The sequence below is a fragment of the Paracoccus fistulariae genome, assembly GCF_028553785.1.
Taxonomy (GTDB): domain Bacteria; phylum Pseudomonadota; class Alphaproteobacteria; order Rhodobacterales; family Rhodobacteraceae; genus Paracoccus; species Paracoccus fistulariae.
Map to the genome: position 1 here is coordinate 1,609,582 of NZ_CP067136.1, position 15,948 is coordinate 1,625,529.

At 61.6% G+C, this 15,948-nt stretch carries 15 protein-coding genes; 2 read left to right on the forward strand and 13 right to left on the reverse strand.

From position 1 onward, the window contains the following. Positions 1-12 precede the first annotated feature (12 nt). The 13 genes from JHX87_RS07920 to cyoA form a co-directional block, all read right to left on the reverse strand. The gene (locus JHX87_RS07920) at positions 13-369 is read right to left on the reverse strand and encodes a hypothetical protein (protein WP_271885812.1); all 357 of its coding nucleotides are present in this window, start codon (positions 367-369) and stop codon (positions 13-15) included. Positions 370-373: 4 nt separating this feature from the next. Next, entirely contained in the window at positions 374-1,330 is a 957-nt protein-coding gene (locus tag JHX87_RS07925; RefSeq protein ID WP_271885810.1) for a DnaJ C-terminal domain-containing protein, read from the reverse strand. Positions 1,331-1,396: 66 nt separating this feature from the next. Further along, on the reverse strand, positions 1,397-2,455 hold the full coding sequence (locus tag JHX87_RS07930) for an aldo/keto reductase (protein WP_271885808.1): 1,059 nt from the start codon (positions 2,453-2,455) through the stop codon (positions 1,397-1,399). An 89-nt stretch (positions 2,456-2,544) separates the two neighbouring features. After that, a complete protein-coding gene (locus JHX87_RS07935) occupies positions 2,545-3,297 on the reverse strand; it encodes an ABC transporter ATP-binding protein (RefSeq protein ID WP_271885806.1) in 753 nt (250 codons plus the stop codon). A gap of 77 nt (positions 3,298-3,374) precedes the next feature. Then, positions 3,375-4,262, reverse strand: coding sequence for an ABC transporter ATP-binding protein (locus JHX87_RS07940; protein WP_271885804.1), 888 nt, complete (start codon positions 4,260-4,262; stop codon positions 3,375-3,377). Beyond that, positions 4,259-5,182, reverse strand: coding sequence for a nickel transporter permease (gene nikC, locus JHX87_RS07945; RefSeq protein WP_271885802.1), 924 nt, complete (start codon positions 5,180-5,182; stop codon positions 4,259-4,261). The genes JHX87_RS07940 and nikC overlap by 4 nt, the downstream gene beginning before the upstream one ends. Next, positions 5,179-6,171, reverse strand: a complete 993-nt coding sequence (locus JHX87_RS07950) for an ABC transporter permease (RefSeq protein ID WP_334220896.1) — start codon at positions 6,169-6,171, stop codon at positions 5,179-5,181. The genes nikC and JHX87_RS07950 overlap by 4 nt, the downstream gene beginning before the upstream one ends. A gap of 99 nt (positions 6,172-6,270) precedes the next feature. Then, the gene (locus JHX87_RS07955; protein ID WP_271885800.1) at positions 6,271-7,869 is read right to left on the reverse strand and encodes an ABC transporter substrate-binding protein; all 1,599 of its coding nucleotides are present in this window, start codon (positions 7,867-7,869) and stop codon (positions 6,271-6,273) included. A gap of 172 nt (positions 7,870-8,041) precedes the next feature. After that, positions 8,042-8,755 (reverse strand): SURF1 family protein, encoded by a 714-nt coding sequence (locus JHX87_RS07960; RefSeq protein WP_271885798.1) that lies wholly within the window; start codon positions 8,753-8,755, stop codon positions 8,042-8,044. Beyond that, entirely contained in the window at positions 8,752-9,144 is a 393-nt protein-coding gene (gene cyoD, locus JHX87_RS07965; protein WP_271885796.1) for a cytochrome o ubiquinol oxidase subunit IV, read from the reverse strand. Before cyoD ends, JHX87_RS07960 begins: the two co-directional genes overlap by 4 nt. Continuing rightward, on the reverse strand, positions 9,144-9,761 hold the full coding sequence (gene cyoC / locus JHX87_RS07970) for a cytochrome o ubiquinol oxidase subunit III (protein ID WP_271885794.1): 618 nt from the start codon (positions 9,759-9,761) through the stop codon (positions 9,144-9,146). Before cyoC ends, cyoD begins: the two co-directional genes overlap by 1 nt. A 3-nt stretch (positions 9,762-9,764) precedes the next feature. Continuing rightward, complete coding sequence (cyoB, locus tag JHX87_RS07975; protein ID WP_271885792.1) at positions 9,765-11,768, reverse strand: cytochrome o ubiquinol oxidase subunit I; 2,004 nt, start codon at positions 11,766-11,768, stop codon at positions 9,765-9,767. A 12-nt stretch (positions 11,769-11,780) separates the two neighbouring features. Beyond that, complete coding sequence (gene cyoA / locus JHX87_RS07980) at positions 11,781-13,001, reverse strand: ubiquinol oxidase subunit II (protein WP_272833909.1); 1,221 nt, start codon at positions 12,999-13,001, stop codon at positions 11,781-11,783. A gap of 249 nt (positions 13,002-13,250) precedes the next feature. Here cyoA and JHX87_RS07985 point away from each other — a divergent pair, with 249 nt between their 5' ends. Together JHX87_RS07985 and JHX87_RS07990 are read left to right on the forward strand one after the other, a co-directional pair. Next, complete coding sequence (locus tag JHX87_RS07985; RefSeq protein ID WP_271885788.1) at positions 13,251-14,582, forward strand: MFS transporter; 1,332 nt, start codon at positions 13,251-13,253, stop codon at positions 14,580-14,582. Positions 14,583-14,834: 252 nt separating this feature from the next. Beyond that, the gene (locus tag JHX87_RS07990) at positions 14,835-15,845 is read left to right on the forward strand and encodes a TerC family protein (protein ID WP_271885786.1); all 1,011 of its coding nucleotides are present in this window, start codon (positions 14,835-14,837) and stop codon (positions 15,843-15,845) included. Positions 15,846-15,948 lie beyond the last annotated feature (103 nt).

Sequence of the window (15,948 nt, forward strand, 5' to 3'; positions counted from 1 at the left end):
GGTTGATCCGTGTCAGCTTTCGCTGTCGACGTGAATGATGCGAATGCTGCGCACGGTGGTGCTGATCCGGCCGCGCACCTCATCGGGTTCCGCCGCAACCGCCTGCATCAGCGCCCGCATATCGCCGCGCGCGGTGTTCAGCTGATCGATCAGCGACATTACCATCGACAGTGAATCGTCAGGCAATTCGTAGGCTTCGGCCAGATCGACCAGCAATTGCAGCCGCGCCAGATCGGCCTCGCGATAGGCCGGGCCATGCGCCGTCGTCACCGGAGAAACGACGCGGGCACGGACAAAGGCCCCCAGACGAGGCTGGGTCAGCTCTTCAACGCGGGAAATCACTTCGGTTTCGCTGTAAAAGCGCGTCATGCCGTTACACCTCCGCCTTCAGTTCGGACCGGGGATCATAGCTGTGATCCTTACGCCATTTTTCCATGAATTCCGTTAAATCGTCATCAACTTTGGGTGGCATCACAACTTTCAGCTCGACCGTCTGATCGCCGCCATTGATGCCGCGCCCCTTCAACCGCAGTTTCCGCCCGGTATTAGAGCCTGCGGGAATGGTCAGGTTGACGGTGCCGTCAATGGTCGGGACCCGCACCTTGCCGCCCAAGGCGGCTTCGTAAATGGTGATCGGCAGGCCAAGATGGATATTGTTTCCGTCGCGCTGAAAATCGGGATGCGGCGCAATGGAGATGGTCAGATAGGCATCGCCCGGACCACCCTGCCCCATGCCCGCGCCGCCCTTGCCCTTCAGCCGGATCGTCTGACCGTCGCGCACCCCCTTGGGAATCGTGACGTCCAGATCCCCCCCCTCGGGCAGCGAGATCCGCGTCTTGCCGCCCTTGGCGGCGGTCATGAAGTCGATTTCCAGATTGAAGCGGTAATCCTGCCCGCGCACATGAAAATCGCGCGGGTTTTCATAACCCTGACTGCGATAGCTGCCAAAGCCGCCATCGCCGAAACCGCTGCCAGCCGCGCCGCGACGGCCAAACAGGTCCGAGAAGACGTCAGAGAGGTCGGGATCGCCCTCGAACCCGTAGCTGCGCGAATAGGGGTTATCCGCGGCCTCGGCATGTTCGCGATAATAGCGCCGCTGCGGTTTTTCCTGACCCTGATCGTCGATTTCGCCGGCATCGAAGCGGCGGCGCTTTTCGGGATCCTTCAGCAGGTCATAGGCGGATGACGCGGCCTTGAACCGCGCCGTCGCCGCCGGATCGGGATTGAGATCGGGGTGATCGTTCTTGGCAATCTTGCGATATGCCTTCTTGATCTCGGCATCGCTTGCCGTCTTCTTCAGCCCCAAGGCTTCATATGGATCACCCGCCATCACGGCCCCCGCACAAAACTGCTCTTATCGCTACCACACACCAAGATAGGTGCGAGGCAGGTTTCATCAATAGGGCATCGCATGCCGCTTGTGCGTGCGATTGATCTCTTTCACCAGATCCTCGGACAGCGACAGATCGAAGCCCGCAATCAGATGCTGCAATTGTTCGACCGTGGTGGCACCGATGATGGGCACGACCTTGAACGGTCGGGTCAATTGCCAGGCAATCGCCATCTGCGCCAGATCGAGGCCATGCCGCGCGGCAAGCTGCAGATAGGCGTCGGTTGCGGTCAGGGCCAGATCGGTCTTGCGCCCGCCCAGATCGCCGGGTCCGCCCGTGGCCTTGTCCACCGCGACGCGGCTGCCCTCGGGCACGGCGCCGTCCTGATATTTCCCGGTCAAGAGGCCCGTCGCCAGCGGTGAATAGGACAGCAGCGTCACATCCTCATTCACGGCGACCTCGGCAAGGTCGGTGTCATAGAGACGGTAGAGCAGCGAATATTCGTTCTGGATCGCAGCCATGCGCGGCGCGCCGATCCGGTCGGCCACGTCGCACCAGCGCGTCAGGCCCCAGGCACTTTCATTGGAAAGGCCCACCGCGCGGATCTTGCCCGCCTTCTGCGCCTGCGCCAGCCCGTCCAGCACATCGGCCATGTGATCCAGCGTCCGCTGACGGTTCTGCCCCGAGGGATCGTAATTCCAGTTTTGCCGGAAAGCATAGCTGCCGCGCACCGGCCAATGCAGCTGATAGAGGTCGATGTGATCGGTCTGCAGCCGACGCAGCGAGGCGTCGACCGTCCGGGCAATCGTCGCGCCGTCATAATCCGCGCCATCGCGCACCATCTGGCTGGGACCGGTGATCTTGGTGGCGATTTCCACCTTGTCGCGATTGCCGGGTCTGGCCAGCCAGTTGCCCAGAATTTTCTCGGAATTGCCGACGGTCTCGCGCCGCACCGGGTTGACCGGATACATCTCGGCGCAATCCATGAAGGTCATGCCAGCCTCGACCGACAGGTCGATCTGGCGATGCGCATCGGATTCTGGCGTCTGGTTGCCGAAGGTCATCGTCCCCAGACAGATCTCGCTGACCTCGACATCGCTTCCGCCCAGTTTCACACGCTTCATCGGATTTCCTTTCCTTGCCATCGCAGCGGAAGCTAGCGATAACGCAGGCAGGTTCAAGGCCCCCTTTTCCGCGTCGATGGCAGCGCGGATCAGGCCCGCTCGTAGCCGGCCGAGGCCCGGATCAGATTGCGGGTATAGTCCTGCTGCCCCTGTCCCTGACGCAGGGCGTCGACATCCATCACCTCGACGATGCGGCCATGCTGCATGACGGCAAGCCGGTCGCACATATGGCCGATCACCGCCAGATCATGGCTGACCATCACATAGGTGAGCCCGTGTTCCTTGCGCAGGTCGCTGAGAAGGTTCAGAATTTCTGCCTGCACACTGACATCCAGCGCGCTGGTCGGTTCATCCAGCAGCAGCAGGCGCGGATCACCTGCCAGCGCGCGGGCGATGGCGACGCGCTGGCGCTGGCCGCCCGAGAGCTGATGCGGGTAGCGAAAGCGGAAACCGCGCCCCAGTCCGACATCATCCAGCACTGTGTTGATGCGGCGGTCGATATCCTGCATCCCCTGAAGCTTCAGCGCCTCGTGCAGGACCGCATCGACCGAATGGCGCGGATGGAGGCTGGCATAGGGATCCTGAAAGACCATCTGCACGGTTCTGTAGAAATCGTGGTCGCGGCGGCTGCCGTCCAGCCTCTGGCCCGCAACCTCGATCCGGCCCGACCAGCTGTCGATCAGCCCGACCACCGCGCGCAGGATGGTGGATTTCCCCGAACCGGATTCGCCCACCAGCCCGAAGCTTTCGCCCTGACTGACGGTGAAGGCGGCCTGTTTGACCGCATCGACGCGATCGGGCGGGAAGCCGAACCAGACATCGAGATTGTCGATTGTCAGCATGGCAGGCACCGTTGCAGCGGGGGTTTTGCACCCCCGCACCCCCGCAGGATATTTGGGCACAAAAGATGGGGCATGGGTTAGAGCCCTCCGGGAAATTCGGTTTCGAGGCTTTCATCGAGCAGGTGGGGATCGCGCCAACTGTCCTGGCGTTGCAGCACCGGCAGGCGGTCGACCGGGTGGTCGAGGCGCGGCAGGCTGTTCAGCAGGCCTTGCGTATAGGGGTGGCGGGCCTGATGCAGATCCCTGGCGGCGAGGGTTTCGACGATCTGGCCTGCATACATGATCAACACCCGGTCGCAGAATTGGGCAACGAGGTTCAGGTCATGGCTGATGAAGATCAGCCCCATGCCGCGATCACGGACAAGGCGGTCCATGATATTGAGGACCTCGGTCCGGACCGAGACATCCAGGGCGCTGGTCGGTTCGTCGGCGATCAGGATCTCTGGGTCGGGGGCCAGCATCATCGCGATCATGATGCGTTGGCCCATACCGCCAGAGACCTCATGCGGATAGGCCCCCATGACGCGTTCGGGATCGCGGATCTGCACCGCTTCGAGCATGTCGAGCGCCTTTTGCCGGGCGGCTTTCTTGCCGCCGCCCGCGTGGAGGCGATAGGCCTCGATGATCTGGTCGCCGATGGTCATGACCGGGTTCAGGCTGAATTTCGGATCCTGCATCACCATGCTGATGCGGTTACCGCGGATATCCAGCATCTTGCGTTCGGGGAGGTTCAGGATCGACTGGCCTTCCAGATCCAGCCTGTCGGCGGTCACCTTGCCGGGCGGGCGGACCAGCCCCAGGATGGCGCGTCCGGTCATGGATTTGCCACTGCCGGATTCGCCCACCACGCCCAGCCTTTCGCGCCCCAGATCGAAGCTGACGCCGCGGACGGCATCGAAGACGCCTTGGCGCGTGGGAAAGCTGACCCGCAGGTTGCGGATCGACAGCATGGGTGTTTGCGTCATGTCTTGGCCTCTTTCGGATCAAGCACGTCGCGCAGCCCGTCGCCCAGCAGGTTGAAGGCCAGCGAGACGATGAAGATGGCCAGACCCGGCATCGCCGCGACCCACCAGAAATCGAGGATATAGATGCGCCCGTCCGAAATCATCGCCCCCCATTCCGGCATGGGTGGCTGCGCGCCGAGGCCCAGAAAGCCCAGTCCCGCAGCCGAAAGGATGATCCCCGCCATATCCAGCGCCACCCGGACAATGAGCGAGCTGATGCAGAGCGGCCAGATATGGCGGATCAGCAGCCGCATCGGTCCGGCGCCCTGCAATCGGGCGGCGGCGATGAAATCGGCCTTGCGGATGGTCAGCGTCTCGGCCCGGGCAAGTCGCGCATAGGGCGGCCAGGCGGTCAGGGCCAGCGCCAGCACCGCATTGCCGATGCCCGGTCCAAGCGCCGCCACGAAGGCCAGCGCCAGGATCAGCTTGGGGAAGGCCAGAAAGATATCGGTAATGCGCATCAGCGCCTGATCGACCCAGCCGCCGGTGAAGCCTGCGACGGTGCCGATGAAGAGGCCGATCACCGGCGCGATCAGCGCCACGGTGCCGACGATGAACAGCGTGATGCGCGAGCCATAGATCAGCCGCGACAGGATATCGCGGCCAAGCGCATCCGTGCCCAGCCAATGTTCGGCGGAGGGCGGTTGCAACCGGCCCGCGAGGTTTTGCGAAAACGGGCTTTGTGGCGCCAGCCAGGGCGCGAAGATCGCCATGCCGATCAGCAGGATCAGGATGATCAGCCCCAGCATGGCCAGCTTGTTGGCGCGGAAGGTCAGCCAGCCCTGATAGAAGGCGCCAAGCCGTGCCTGACGCCGGGTCTGGGGCGCATCTGTCAGCAGCCAGTCGCGCAGGCTTTGCGGATCTTGGGATATATCGCTCATGTCGACCTCGGATCCAGCACGCGATACAGCAGATCGCTGAGAAGGTTCAGTGTCACGAAGCAGACGCCGATCACGATCGTGCCGCCCAGAACGGCGTTCATATCGCCGGCCAGAAGGGCCTTGGTGATATATTGGCCCAGACCGGGCCAGCTGAAGATGATCTCGGTCAGGACCGACCCTTCCAGAAGCGATCCGAAGGACAGCGCGATCACGGTGACCAGCGGGATGGCGATATTGCGAAAGGCGTGTCGCCAGATCACCTTGCGCTCTGGCAGGCCCTTGACGCGGGCGGTGGTGATATATTCCGCCGACAGCTGTTCCAGCATGAAGCTGCGGGTCATGCGGCTGATATAGGCCAGGCTGTAATAGCCCAGCAGGCTGGCGGGCAGAATGATATGGCTGAAGGCGTCCCTGAACGCCGCCCAGTCGCGTGCCAGCAGGGAATCGATCAGGATCATGCCGGTGACATCGGGCACCATGCCGTCATAGATGATGCCCTGCCTGCCCGGCCCGCCGACCCAGCCGAGGATGCCGTAAAAGATCAGCAGACCCATCAGGCCCAGCCAGAAGATCGGCATGGAATATCCGATCAGCGCAACGACCCGCGCGACCTGATCGATCCACCCGCCCCGACGGGCGGCGGCGATGACGCCCAGGGGCACACCGACCAGAACGCCGATCAACGTGCCCAATGTGGCCAGTTCGACCGTGGCCGGAAAGACGCGCCTGATATCGTCAACCACCAGTTGCCCGGTCGAGATCGAGCGACCGAAATCGCCGCTGAGCACATCCGACAGATAGCGCACGAACTGAATATAAAGCGGCTGGTCCAGACCCATGGCCTGATAGGCGGCGTCATATTGCGCCTGCGTGGCGCGGTCGCCGACCACTTTCAGTACCGGATCCACGGGCATGACGCGCCCGATAATGAAGGTGACCAGCAGCAGGCCCAGAAGCGTCAGGGCCAGCGACAGGATCGTGCCGCCGATGCTGCGCAGGCGGCGGCGCCGCGCGGCGCTGCGGTCTGAGGGGGTTGGCGGCGGGGTCGTGCCCCGCCCGCCGGTATCGGTATCGGTGCTGGCCAAGGCTTATTCGCCCTTGGTCACTTGCCAATACATGGCCGAGGTGACCGCCCGGCCAGAGTTCCAGTTCTCGACATTGTCGCGCAGGCCGGTGGCCTCGATCCGCTGGAACATCGGGATCAGCGGCGCCTCGGCCTGATACTGCTTTTGCAGCTCGACATACATGTCGGCGCGTTTGGCGGTGTCCTGTTCCAGCGTCGCGGCCACGGTGGCCTGGCCCATCGCCTCGGGCACGGCATAGGCGTTGCGCCATGCCAGCAGACCGGTCGCCTTCGCCTCATCGCTGTTATCGGGGTTATAGGCGAAGGTCGCGGCATTGGTGTTGGGATCGGCGTAATCCGGGCCCCATTCGCCGATGAAGATCGGCACCTCGCGGGCGCGATAGGCGTCCAGCACCTGCGCGCCGGTCATCTGCTGGATATTCAGCGTGATCCCGACCTCTGCCATCGAGGCCTGCAGCGCCTGCGCCACATCGACATATTCGCGCAGATCGCGGACATTGGTGGTGATCTCGCCCGAGGTGATGCCTGCATCGGTCAGGATCTGCTTGGCCTTTTCGGGATCATAGCTATAGGGCATGTCGTCCAGCGCACCCAGATAGCCCTTGGGCAGGAAGGACTGATGCGGCACGAAGGTGCCCTTCAGCAGCGTGCCCGCGATGCCTTCGTAATTGACCAGATATTTCATCGCCTCGATCATGGCCGGGTTCGACAGAAGCTCGTTCTTCTGGTTCAGGCCCATATACATCATGCGGCCGCGCGGCTCGTCCTGGATCTTGACGCCATCGGCGCCCGAGACGCCCTCGACATCCGTGGGCGACAGGCTGCGCGCCACGTCGATATCGCCCTGTTCCAGCAACAGACGCTGGGCGCTGGATTCGGGGATGTTGCGCACGATGACGCGCTTCATCTCGGGCGCGCCGCCGAAATAATCCTCGTAGGCGGTCAGTTGCACGGCCTCATTCGGACGCCAGCCGGCCAGTGTATAGGGGCCGGAACCGGCCTCATTCGTGTTCAGCCAGGCATGGCCGTAATCGTCACCCTCGGCATTGGCCATGACCAGTTCCTTGTCCACCACGCTGGCGACCTTGGCCGTCAGGCAGTTCAGCACGAAGCTGGGCGCATAGGGCTGATCCAGATGCAGGGTCAGGCTGCTGTCATCGAAGGTGATCTTTTCATCGACATTTTCGGGGGTAAAGCCGAATTGCGTCAGGATGAAGGAAGGCGTCTGGTCCAGCTTGACCGCGCGTTGCAGCGACCAGGCCGCATCCTCGGCCCGGACCGGATTGCCGGAATGGAAGGTCACGCCGTCGCGGATGCGGAAGGTGATCGACATGCCGTCATCGCTGACTTCCCAGCTTTCGGCAAGGCTGGGCTGAAAGCCCGCATCCAGATCCATCGGATCGAATTCGACCAGGCGGCTATAGGTGTTGTTATTGACGTCATTGCCCGCAAATTCAAAGGTTTGCGCAGGATCAAGACTGATGATGTCGTCAATCGCATGGGCAACGACCAGCGTATCGGCGGGGGTTTCCGCATAGGCGGCAGGCGCGATCGCCAAAGCCGAGGCCAACAGAATCGCACGCGGGGTCAGCAGATGTCGCATTCTCATTCTCCCTGAGGTTCGCCCGTCTTTTTCAGCACCGGGCCATTCTGAGGAGAAAGTTGGCGTAACAACAACCCGCTGGCAAGCCTTGTCTCTTGCGATGTGGAAAATACCGGGCATTGCGAAGATGCGCGTGATCGGCCTGCCCGGCTGAGCGGCACCTGCCGGTCTGTCAGATCTCGGACGGGTCGCGCGTGGTGCGGCGCAGGGCAAAAACGGTCAGGGCGATTGTGCCGATGGCCATGGCGAACCAGGTCAGCGCATAGCTGAGATGCGGGTTGCGGAAGCTGATGATGGTCAGCCCGCCGATCGGCTGTGCGTCCGAAATGCGCTGTGCGTCGATGAAATAGGGCGCGGCATTCTGGATCCCCGCCTGACGCGCCATCGCTGCCGTGTCGCGCGAATACCAGCGGCCTGCCGCCGGATCATTGTCGCGCAGGAAGGCACCGTCAGGCTGGCTCATCCGCAACAGGCCTGTCACCGTCACCTTGCCCATGGGCAGGGGCCGGTCGTCGCGCCGGTCGGCGGCAACGAAGCCGCGATTGACCAGCACCGTCCAGCCCTGATCCGCGACCAGTGGCGTCATCACCCAGAAGCCCGCCCCACGTTCAGTGACGGCCTGAACCAGCCTGTCCTGATCCGGAACATATCTGCCGCTGACCTGCACCGGCAGGTATTCGGCATTTTCCGGGGTCAACCCCGCCCAATCGGCGGGACCGGGGGCCGCAACCGGATCCTGCGTCACGCGCGCATCCACCCGCGCGATCAGATCCAGCTTCCAGCCAAGGCGCTGGACCTGCCAGATGCCCAGGCCCAGAAACAGCGCCGTTGCAAGGGCAGCGCAGGTCACAAAGACCGCATGCCCCCGCAAAATCGCAAGGCTCACGATCCGATGCCTAGGGCCTCGTGATCCATGGTCGGCATCATATTCGTGTTCATGTGATACATGACCCAGATCGAGCCAGCCAGAACCACCACAAGGATGATGATGGTGAAAACCATCGACATGAAGGTCCAGCCCTCATCGCTGCGGGTGTTCATATGCAGGAAATAGATCATGTGGACCACGATCTGCACGGCGGCGAACCCGACCACCAGCAGCACGGTCATCAGGCGGCTTTCCAGCCCGCCCGACATGACCACGGCAAAGGGGATCGCCGTCAGGATGACCGACAGCACGAACCCGGTGAAATAGGATTTGTAGCTGCCGTGGTCATAGCCGTTGGCGGCATGGTCATCGGTCTGATGATGCGCGTCCTGAGTATGTACAGACATCAGATCATCCCTATCAGATAGACAAAGGTAAAGACGCCGATCCAGACGACATCAAGGAAGTGCCAGAACATCGACAGGCACATCATCCGCCGCTGGTTCGCCGGGATCAGCCCGCGCTGCGCGATCTGCACCATCAGCGTCACCAGCCAGATCGACCCGAAGGTCACATGCAGGCCGTGTGTGCCGACCAGCGCGAAAAAGGCCGACAGAAAGGCCGAACGCTGCGGTCCCGCGCCCTCGTGGATCAGGTGGCTGAACTCGTAGATCTCGACCGAGAGGAAGGCCAGACCAAAGAGTAGCGTCACCCCCAGCCACATCAGGGTGCTGGTCTTGTTGCCCTTGAACATCGCCAGCATGGCAAAACCGAAGGTGATCGAGGATATCAGCAGAAATGCAGTGTTCAGCGCAACCAGGTTCAGGTCGAACAAATCCTTCGGCGCGGGCCCGGCCGCAAAGGCCCCCGCAAGCACGCCATAAACCGCGAACAGAACCGCGAACATCAGGCAATCGCTCATCAGGTAGACCCAGAAGCCGATACCGGTCGAGGCACCCTCTTCATGGTGATGGGGGTCGGTTTCCCAGAATTCACCCGGTGATGTGGTGTGAATCGCGCTCATGTCTCAGGCCCCCAATGCTGCAAGTTCGCGGTCGCGCTGATCCTCGGTCTCGCGGACCTCTTCGACCGGGATGTAATAGTCGCGGTTGTAGTTGAAGGTATGCGCAATCGCGACCACGACGATCCCCAGGAAGGACAGCGCCGCCAGCCACCACATGTACCAGACCAGCGCAAAGCCGCAGATGGTGGACAGCGCGGCGATCACCACCCCGGTCCCGGTGTTGCGCGGCATGTGGATCGGCAGATAGGGCGCCTTTGGCCGGGTCTGGCCGAACCGCTTCATATCCCACCAGACGTCCAGACCATAGCAGACCGGCGTGAAGGCAAAGTTGTAATGCGGCGGCGGCGAAGAGGTCGCCCATTCCAGCGTCCTGCCATCCCAGGGATCGCCCGAGACATCCTCCAGCGCCTCGCGGTCGCGGATCGAGACATAGAACTGGATCAGCATCGCCAGGATACCGGCCGCGATCACGGCGGCGCCGATGGCCGCGACGATGAACCAGATCTGCAGGCTGGGATCGTCAAAGACCCGCATCCGGCGCGTCACGCCCATCAGGCCCAGCACGTAAAGCGGGCCAAAGGCCAGCCAGAAGCCCACATTCCAGCAGATCAGCGACACCATGCCCCAGAATCGGTTCAGCCGGAAGCCAAAGGCCTTGGGCCACCAGAAATTCACCGCCGCAAAGCAGCCGAACAGCACGCCGCCAATGATCACGTTATGGAAATGCGCCACCAGGAACAGCGAGTTGTGCAGCACGAAATCCGCCGGCGGCACGGCCAGCAGCACGCCGGTCAGACCGCCAATGACAAAAGTGAACATGAAGGACACCGCCCACAGCATCGGCAGCTCGAACCGGATCTTGCCGCGATACATGGTGAACAGCCAGTTGAACATCTTGGCCCCGGTCGGGATCGAGATGATCATCGTGGTGATCCCGAAGAACGAGTTCACCGTCGCCCCTGCCCCCATGGTGAAGAAGTGGTGCAGCCAGACCAGATAGGACAGGATGGTGATGCAGACCGTCGCATAGACCATCGAGGTATAGCCGAACAGACGCTTGCCGCTGAAGGTCGAGACGACCTCGGAAAAGACGCCGAACAGCGGCAGGATGAGGATATAAACCTCGGGGTGGCCCCAGATCCAGATGAGGTTGATATACATCATCGGATTGCCACCAAGGTCATTGGTGAAGAAATTCGTGCCCAGATAGCGGTCCAGCGTCAGCAGGATCAGCGTCATGGTCAGCACCGGGAAGGTGGCGACGATCAGCACATTGGTGCAGAGCGCGGTCCAGGTGAAGACCGGCATCCGCATCATGGTCATGCCGGGGCAGCGCATCTTCAGGATCGTGACCAGCAGGTTGATCCCCGACAGGGTCGTGCCGACGCCCGCGACCTGCAGGCCCCAGATGTAATAATCCACCCCGACCCAGGGGCTGTAACCGATGCCTGACAGCGGCGGAAAGGCCAGCCATCCGGTCTGGGCAAACTCACCGATGAAAAGCGACGCCATGACCAGCACCGCACCGCCCACCGTCATCCAGAACGAGAAATTGTTCAGGAAGGGAAAGGATACGTCGCGGGCGCCGATCTGCAGCGGCACGATATAGTTCATCAAACCGGTGACGAAGGGCATCGCCACGAAGAAGATCATGATGACGCCATGCGCCGTGAAGATCTGGTCGTAGTGATGGGCGTTCAGATAGCCCTCGGAGCCGCCAAAGGCCCAGACCTGCTGGATCCGCATCATGATCGCGTCCGCAAACCCGCGCAGCAGCATGATGATCGCCAGCACCAGATACATGATGCCGATTTTCTTGTGGTCCACCGAGGTGAACCATTCATGCCACAAATAGCCCCACAGCCTGTATTTGGTCAGCACCGCCAGCAGCGCGACCCCAAGGATCGCAACCACGACAAAGGTGGCCCAGACGATGGGTTCTTGCGGGATGGCACCGAAATTCAGGCGCCCGAAGAGGAAGGTTGTCTCGTTACTTGGAATAGCCATGTCGTGATCCGGTTAAAGGTTCCGATCCACGCCGGCGTCCGGCGCTGTCTGCGTAAAATCATTCGGGGTCGTCTGCTTGAAGATCCCCTCGGGCTGCGGCAGGGCACGGCTGCGCAGCGGCGTCGGATCGCGCAGCGGCGTGACCTTCTTGCGCTGCGATGCGGCAAACATCTGCTCCAGCTCGTCCACGGTGCAGATGCCCGCCACCTGGAAGGGATCCCAGCCCAGCACCGGGCGCGCGGTGCCGCGGCGTTCGTATTTGTCATAGGTCAGGGCCTGCACGTTCACGGTCCCTTCAAGCCCCATCCCGCCAGCCCGATCACGGGCCATCATCTCGGCCATGCACATCTTGCCTTCCTCGACACACATGTTCACGGCGCGCTGGAACAATTGCGGATCGACCCTGGAAAAGGCCATCGGATCGACGTTTTCGGTCGGCTTTTCCAGTTCAAGATAGCGGGCACGATCCAGCGTCTGGTCGCTGTCCTCCAGCTTGGCGATCCATTCGTCGAAACCGGCCTGATCGCGGGCCATGGCGGTGAAGTTCATACCGGAAAAACCCGCGCCCGAATAATGCGAGGCGATGCCGTGATAGTCGCCCGGCTCGTTGAAGACGCCGTGCAGCTTGGTCTCCATCCCCGGCATGGCATAGATCATCCCGGCCATCGCAGGGATGTAGAACGCATTCATCACCGTCGAGGAGGTCAGCGTGAATTCGATCGGCCGGTCGACCGGGGCGGCCATCTCATTGACCGATGCCACGTTATATTCGGGATAGATGAACAGCCATTTCCAATCCAGCGCCACAACCTGAACCTGCAGGGGCTCTTTGGCGACGACCTCTTGCGGGGTTCCGTCCAGATGGGTCGCGGTTTCGATCTGCAACGGGCGGTAGGGATCCAGCAGATGCGTGCCAACCCAGGTCAGCGCGCCCAGGGTAATAATGATCAGCAGCGGAATCGCCCAGATCACCAGTTCCAGCTTGGTCGAGTGATCCCAGTCCGGCTCATAGGTCGCATCCTTGTTCTTGGCCCGGTAATGCCAGGCGAACAGGCCGGTCATCAGCATGACGGGGATGATGATGACCAGCATCAGCAAGGTCGAGATCACCAGCAAATCCCGCTGCTGCGCGGCCACATCGCCCGAGGGCGACAGCACGACCGGCTTACATGCCGTCACGGCCAGCGCCAGAAACAACCAGGAAATTCGTTTGAGTGTCTTTGCCAAATTCATTCATGCCCCCCGGTTTGGGGCCTGTGCCCCGACCTGTCTCGGCTCTACTGTGATGCGCCACGCCCCATGCGGGACACAACCCGATATGACTCAAGCGCAATTTGCGACAGAAGACAATTTGTCGCGTGTGCAAAATGAAGTTAATGTAGCAAGCCTATGCCGAACACGGGTGCAGATCCCGCAAGACAATGATATCTGTGCACCACTAGTCTTTTATCTCGGAACGTCGATCACGGAGTGCTTGGCATCATGGTCCATACGGTCGAATCAGCCGCCACAGAGTCAACTGAACCAAGGGATGCCGCCGACCATCCCATCTCGCCCTCGGATATTGCCGTCGGCGTGATCATCGGCCGCACGTCGGAGTTCTTCGACTTCTTTGTTTTCGCCATCGCATCGGTCATCGTCTTCCCCGCGCGACTGTTCCCCTTTCTGGAACCGCTGGAAGGGACTCTGGCCTCTTTCGTGCTGATTTTGCTGGCTTTCGTCGCCCGCCCCATCGGCAATGCCGTCTTCATGCGGGTGGACCGGAATTACGGGCGCGGCGCGAAACTGACCATCGCGCTGTTTTTGCTGGGCACCAGCACGGTGGCGATGGGCCTTGTGCCCTCTTACGCGACTGTTGGGGTCTGGGCGATCGTCATCATGGCCATTTTGCGATTCCTTCAGGGTCTGGCGCTTGGCGGCACATGGGATGGTCTGGCATCGCTGCTGGCCGTCAGCGCGCCCAAGAAACGCAGGGGTTTTTACGCCATGGTGCCGCAGCTTGGCGCACCGCTTGGGCTGATCGTCGCCGCCTTCCTGTTTTCCTATCTGGTCGGCAGCACATCGGCCGAGGATTTTCTGGACTGGGGCTGGCGCTATCCGTTCTTTGTCGCCTTCGCGGTGAACGTCGTGGCGCTGTTCGCCCGGCTGCGAATCGTCGTGACGCCGGAATTCCAGCGCGCCTTCGAATCGCAAGAGCTGCAACCGACCCCGATCCGCAGGACCATCGCCGAAGATGGCCGCGCCATTGCCATCGGCATCTTCGTCCCGCTGGCGACCTTTGCGATGTTCCACATGGTCACGGTGTTCCCGCTGGCCTGGATCTATCTTTACAGCGATGAAACGCTGACCACCTTCCTGAACCTGATGGCCTTCGCGGCGGCGGTCGGGGTGCTTTCGGTCACGCTGTCGGGCTTTCTGTCGGATGAGATCGGGCGCTGGCGGGTGCTGCTGATCGGCGCGGTGGCCATCGGGATCTTCAGCCTTGTCGCGCCCCTGATGCTGCGGGGCGGGATCCTGGGTGAAGCCGGCTATATGATCATCGGCTTCATCATCCTTGGCATCAGCTTTGGCCAGTCTTCGGGCGCGGCGGCGTCGATGTTCGGCAGCCGCAACCGCTATACCGCCTCGGCGCTGGTTTCGGCCCTGTCCTGGCTCTTCGGGGCGGGCTTTGCCCCGCTGACCGCATTGTTCCTGTCAACGACCTTGGGCCTTTATGCCGCCGGGCTTTACCTGCTGTCCGGTGCGATCTGCACGGTGCTGGCGCTGTGGGCCGTGCGGCAGCTGGAATTCCAGGGCGGCGAAGGCGTGGAATAGACACACCACCATCAATCCCGAAGCGGCGCCCCACCGGGCGCCGTTTTCAATTCCGCCACCCTGCATGAAAATTTCGCCCTCCCCCCTTGCGGCAGGCGCGGCGACCGCCCATGTCACCCTCTGCGGGACCGGGCCCCTCTGACGACAGCGAATGTCGTGATGTCGGACCGCATCGAGCGTGCTCGATGTCAAACGGCCCGAACCTGACCTTCCGTCTGACCTCTCGGCACTCAACTGGAATGACGAGGGCAAATGGAACTTCTTTTTCTGACTTTTCTGGGGCAGCCGACATGGATGTGGCTGCTGTTCATCGGCTTGGTTATCACCCTGCTGGCACTGGATCTGGGCGTTCTGAACAAGGGCGACCAGGAAATCGGCGTGGCGCAAAGCCTGAAACTCTCGGCGATGTATATCGCGCTTGGACTGGGCTTTGCGGGCTTTGTCTATTGGCAGATGGGCGGCGAGGCGACGGCGCAATATCTGACCGCTTTCGTGGTCGAAAAGACGCTGGCCATGGACAATATCTTTGTCATGGCGCTGATCTTCAGCTTCTTCGCGATCCCGCGCCGCTATCAGCATCGGGTGCTGTTCTGGGGCATTCTGGGCGTGATCGTGCTGCGCGGCATCATGATCGCCCTGGGCGCGACCATCGTGACGCAATATCACTGGGTGCTGTATATCTTTGCGCTGTTCCTGATCTTTACCGGCATCAAGATGCTGTTCGCATCCGAGGAAAATCACGATCTGGCCGATAACCGGGTGCTGAAATTCCTACGCAGGCGGTTTCGCGTCACGGACGAGCTGCACGGCAATGCCTTTATCGTGAAGCAACCCGATCCCAAGACCGGCAAGATCGCCCGCTATGCCACCCCGCTTCTGCTGGCGCTGGTCCTGATCGAGATCGCCGATATCGTCTTTGCCGTGGATTCGGTCCCCGCCGTCTTCACGATCACCACCGATCCCTATATCGTCTATACCTCGAATATCTTTGCCATTCTGGGCCTGCGCGCGCTGTATTTCGCGCTGTCAGCGATCCTGCATCGTTTCGCCTATCTGAAATATGCGCTGTCGCTGCTGCTGGTCTTTATCGGCTCGAAGATCTTCATCGCCGATGCGATGGGCTGGGAGAAGTTCCCGCCGGCATGGTCGCTGGGCATCACCTTCGCGATCCTGGCTGCGGGCGTGCTGTTTTCGCTGTGGAAGACAAGCGGCAGCGATCAGCCCGCGCAGAGCGGCAAAAACGGCGCCAAAAATCGCGGATAAGCGTGCAAACGTCGAAAAATCGATCCACCGGCTTGTTTGCGGGGATCGCATGAACCAAACTGGACCCGGCAGCGTTACCTGCCGGGTTATTCACGAGTCAGTA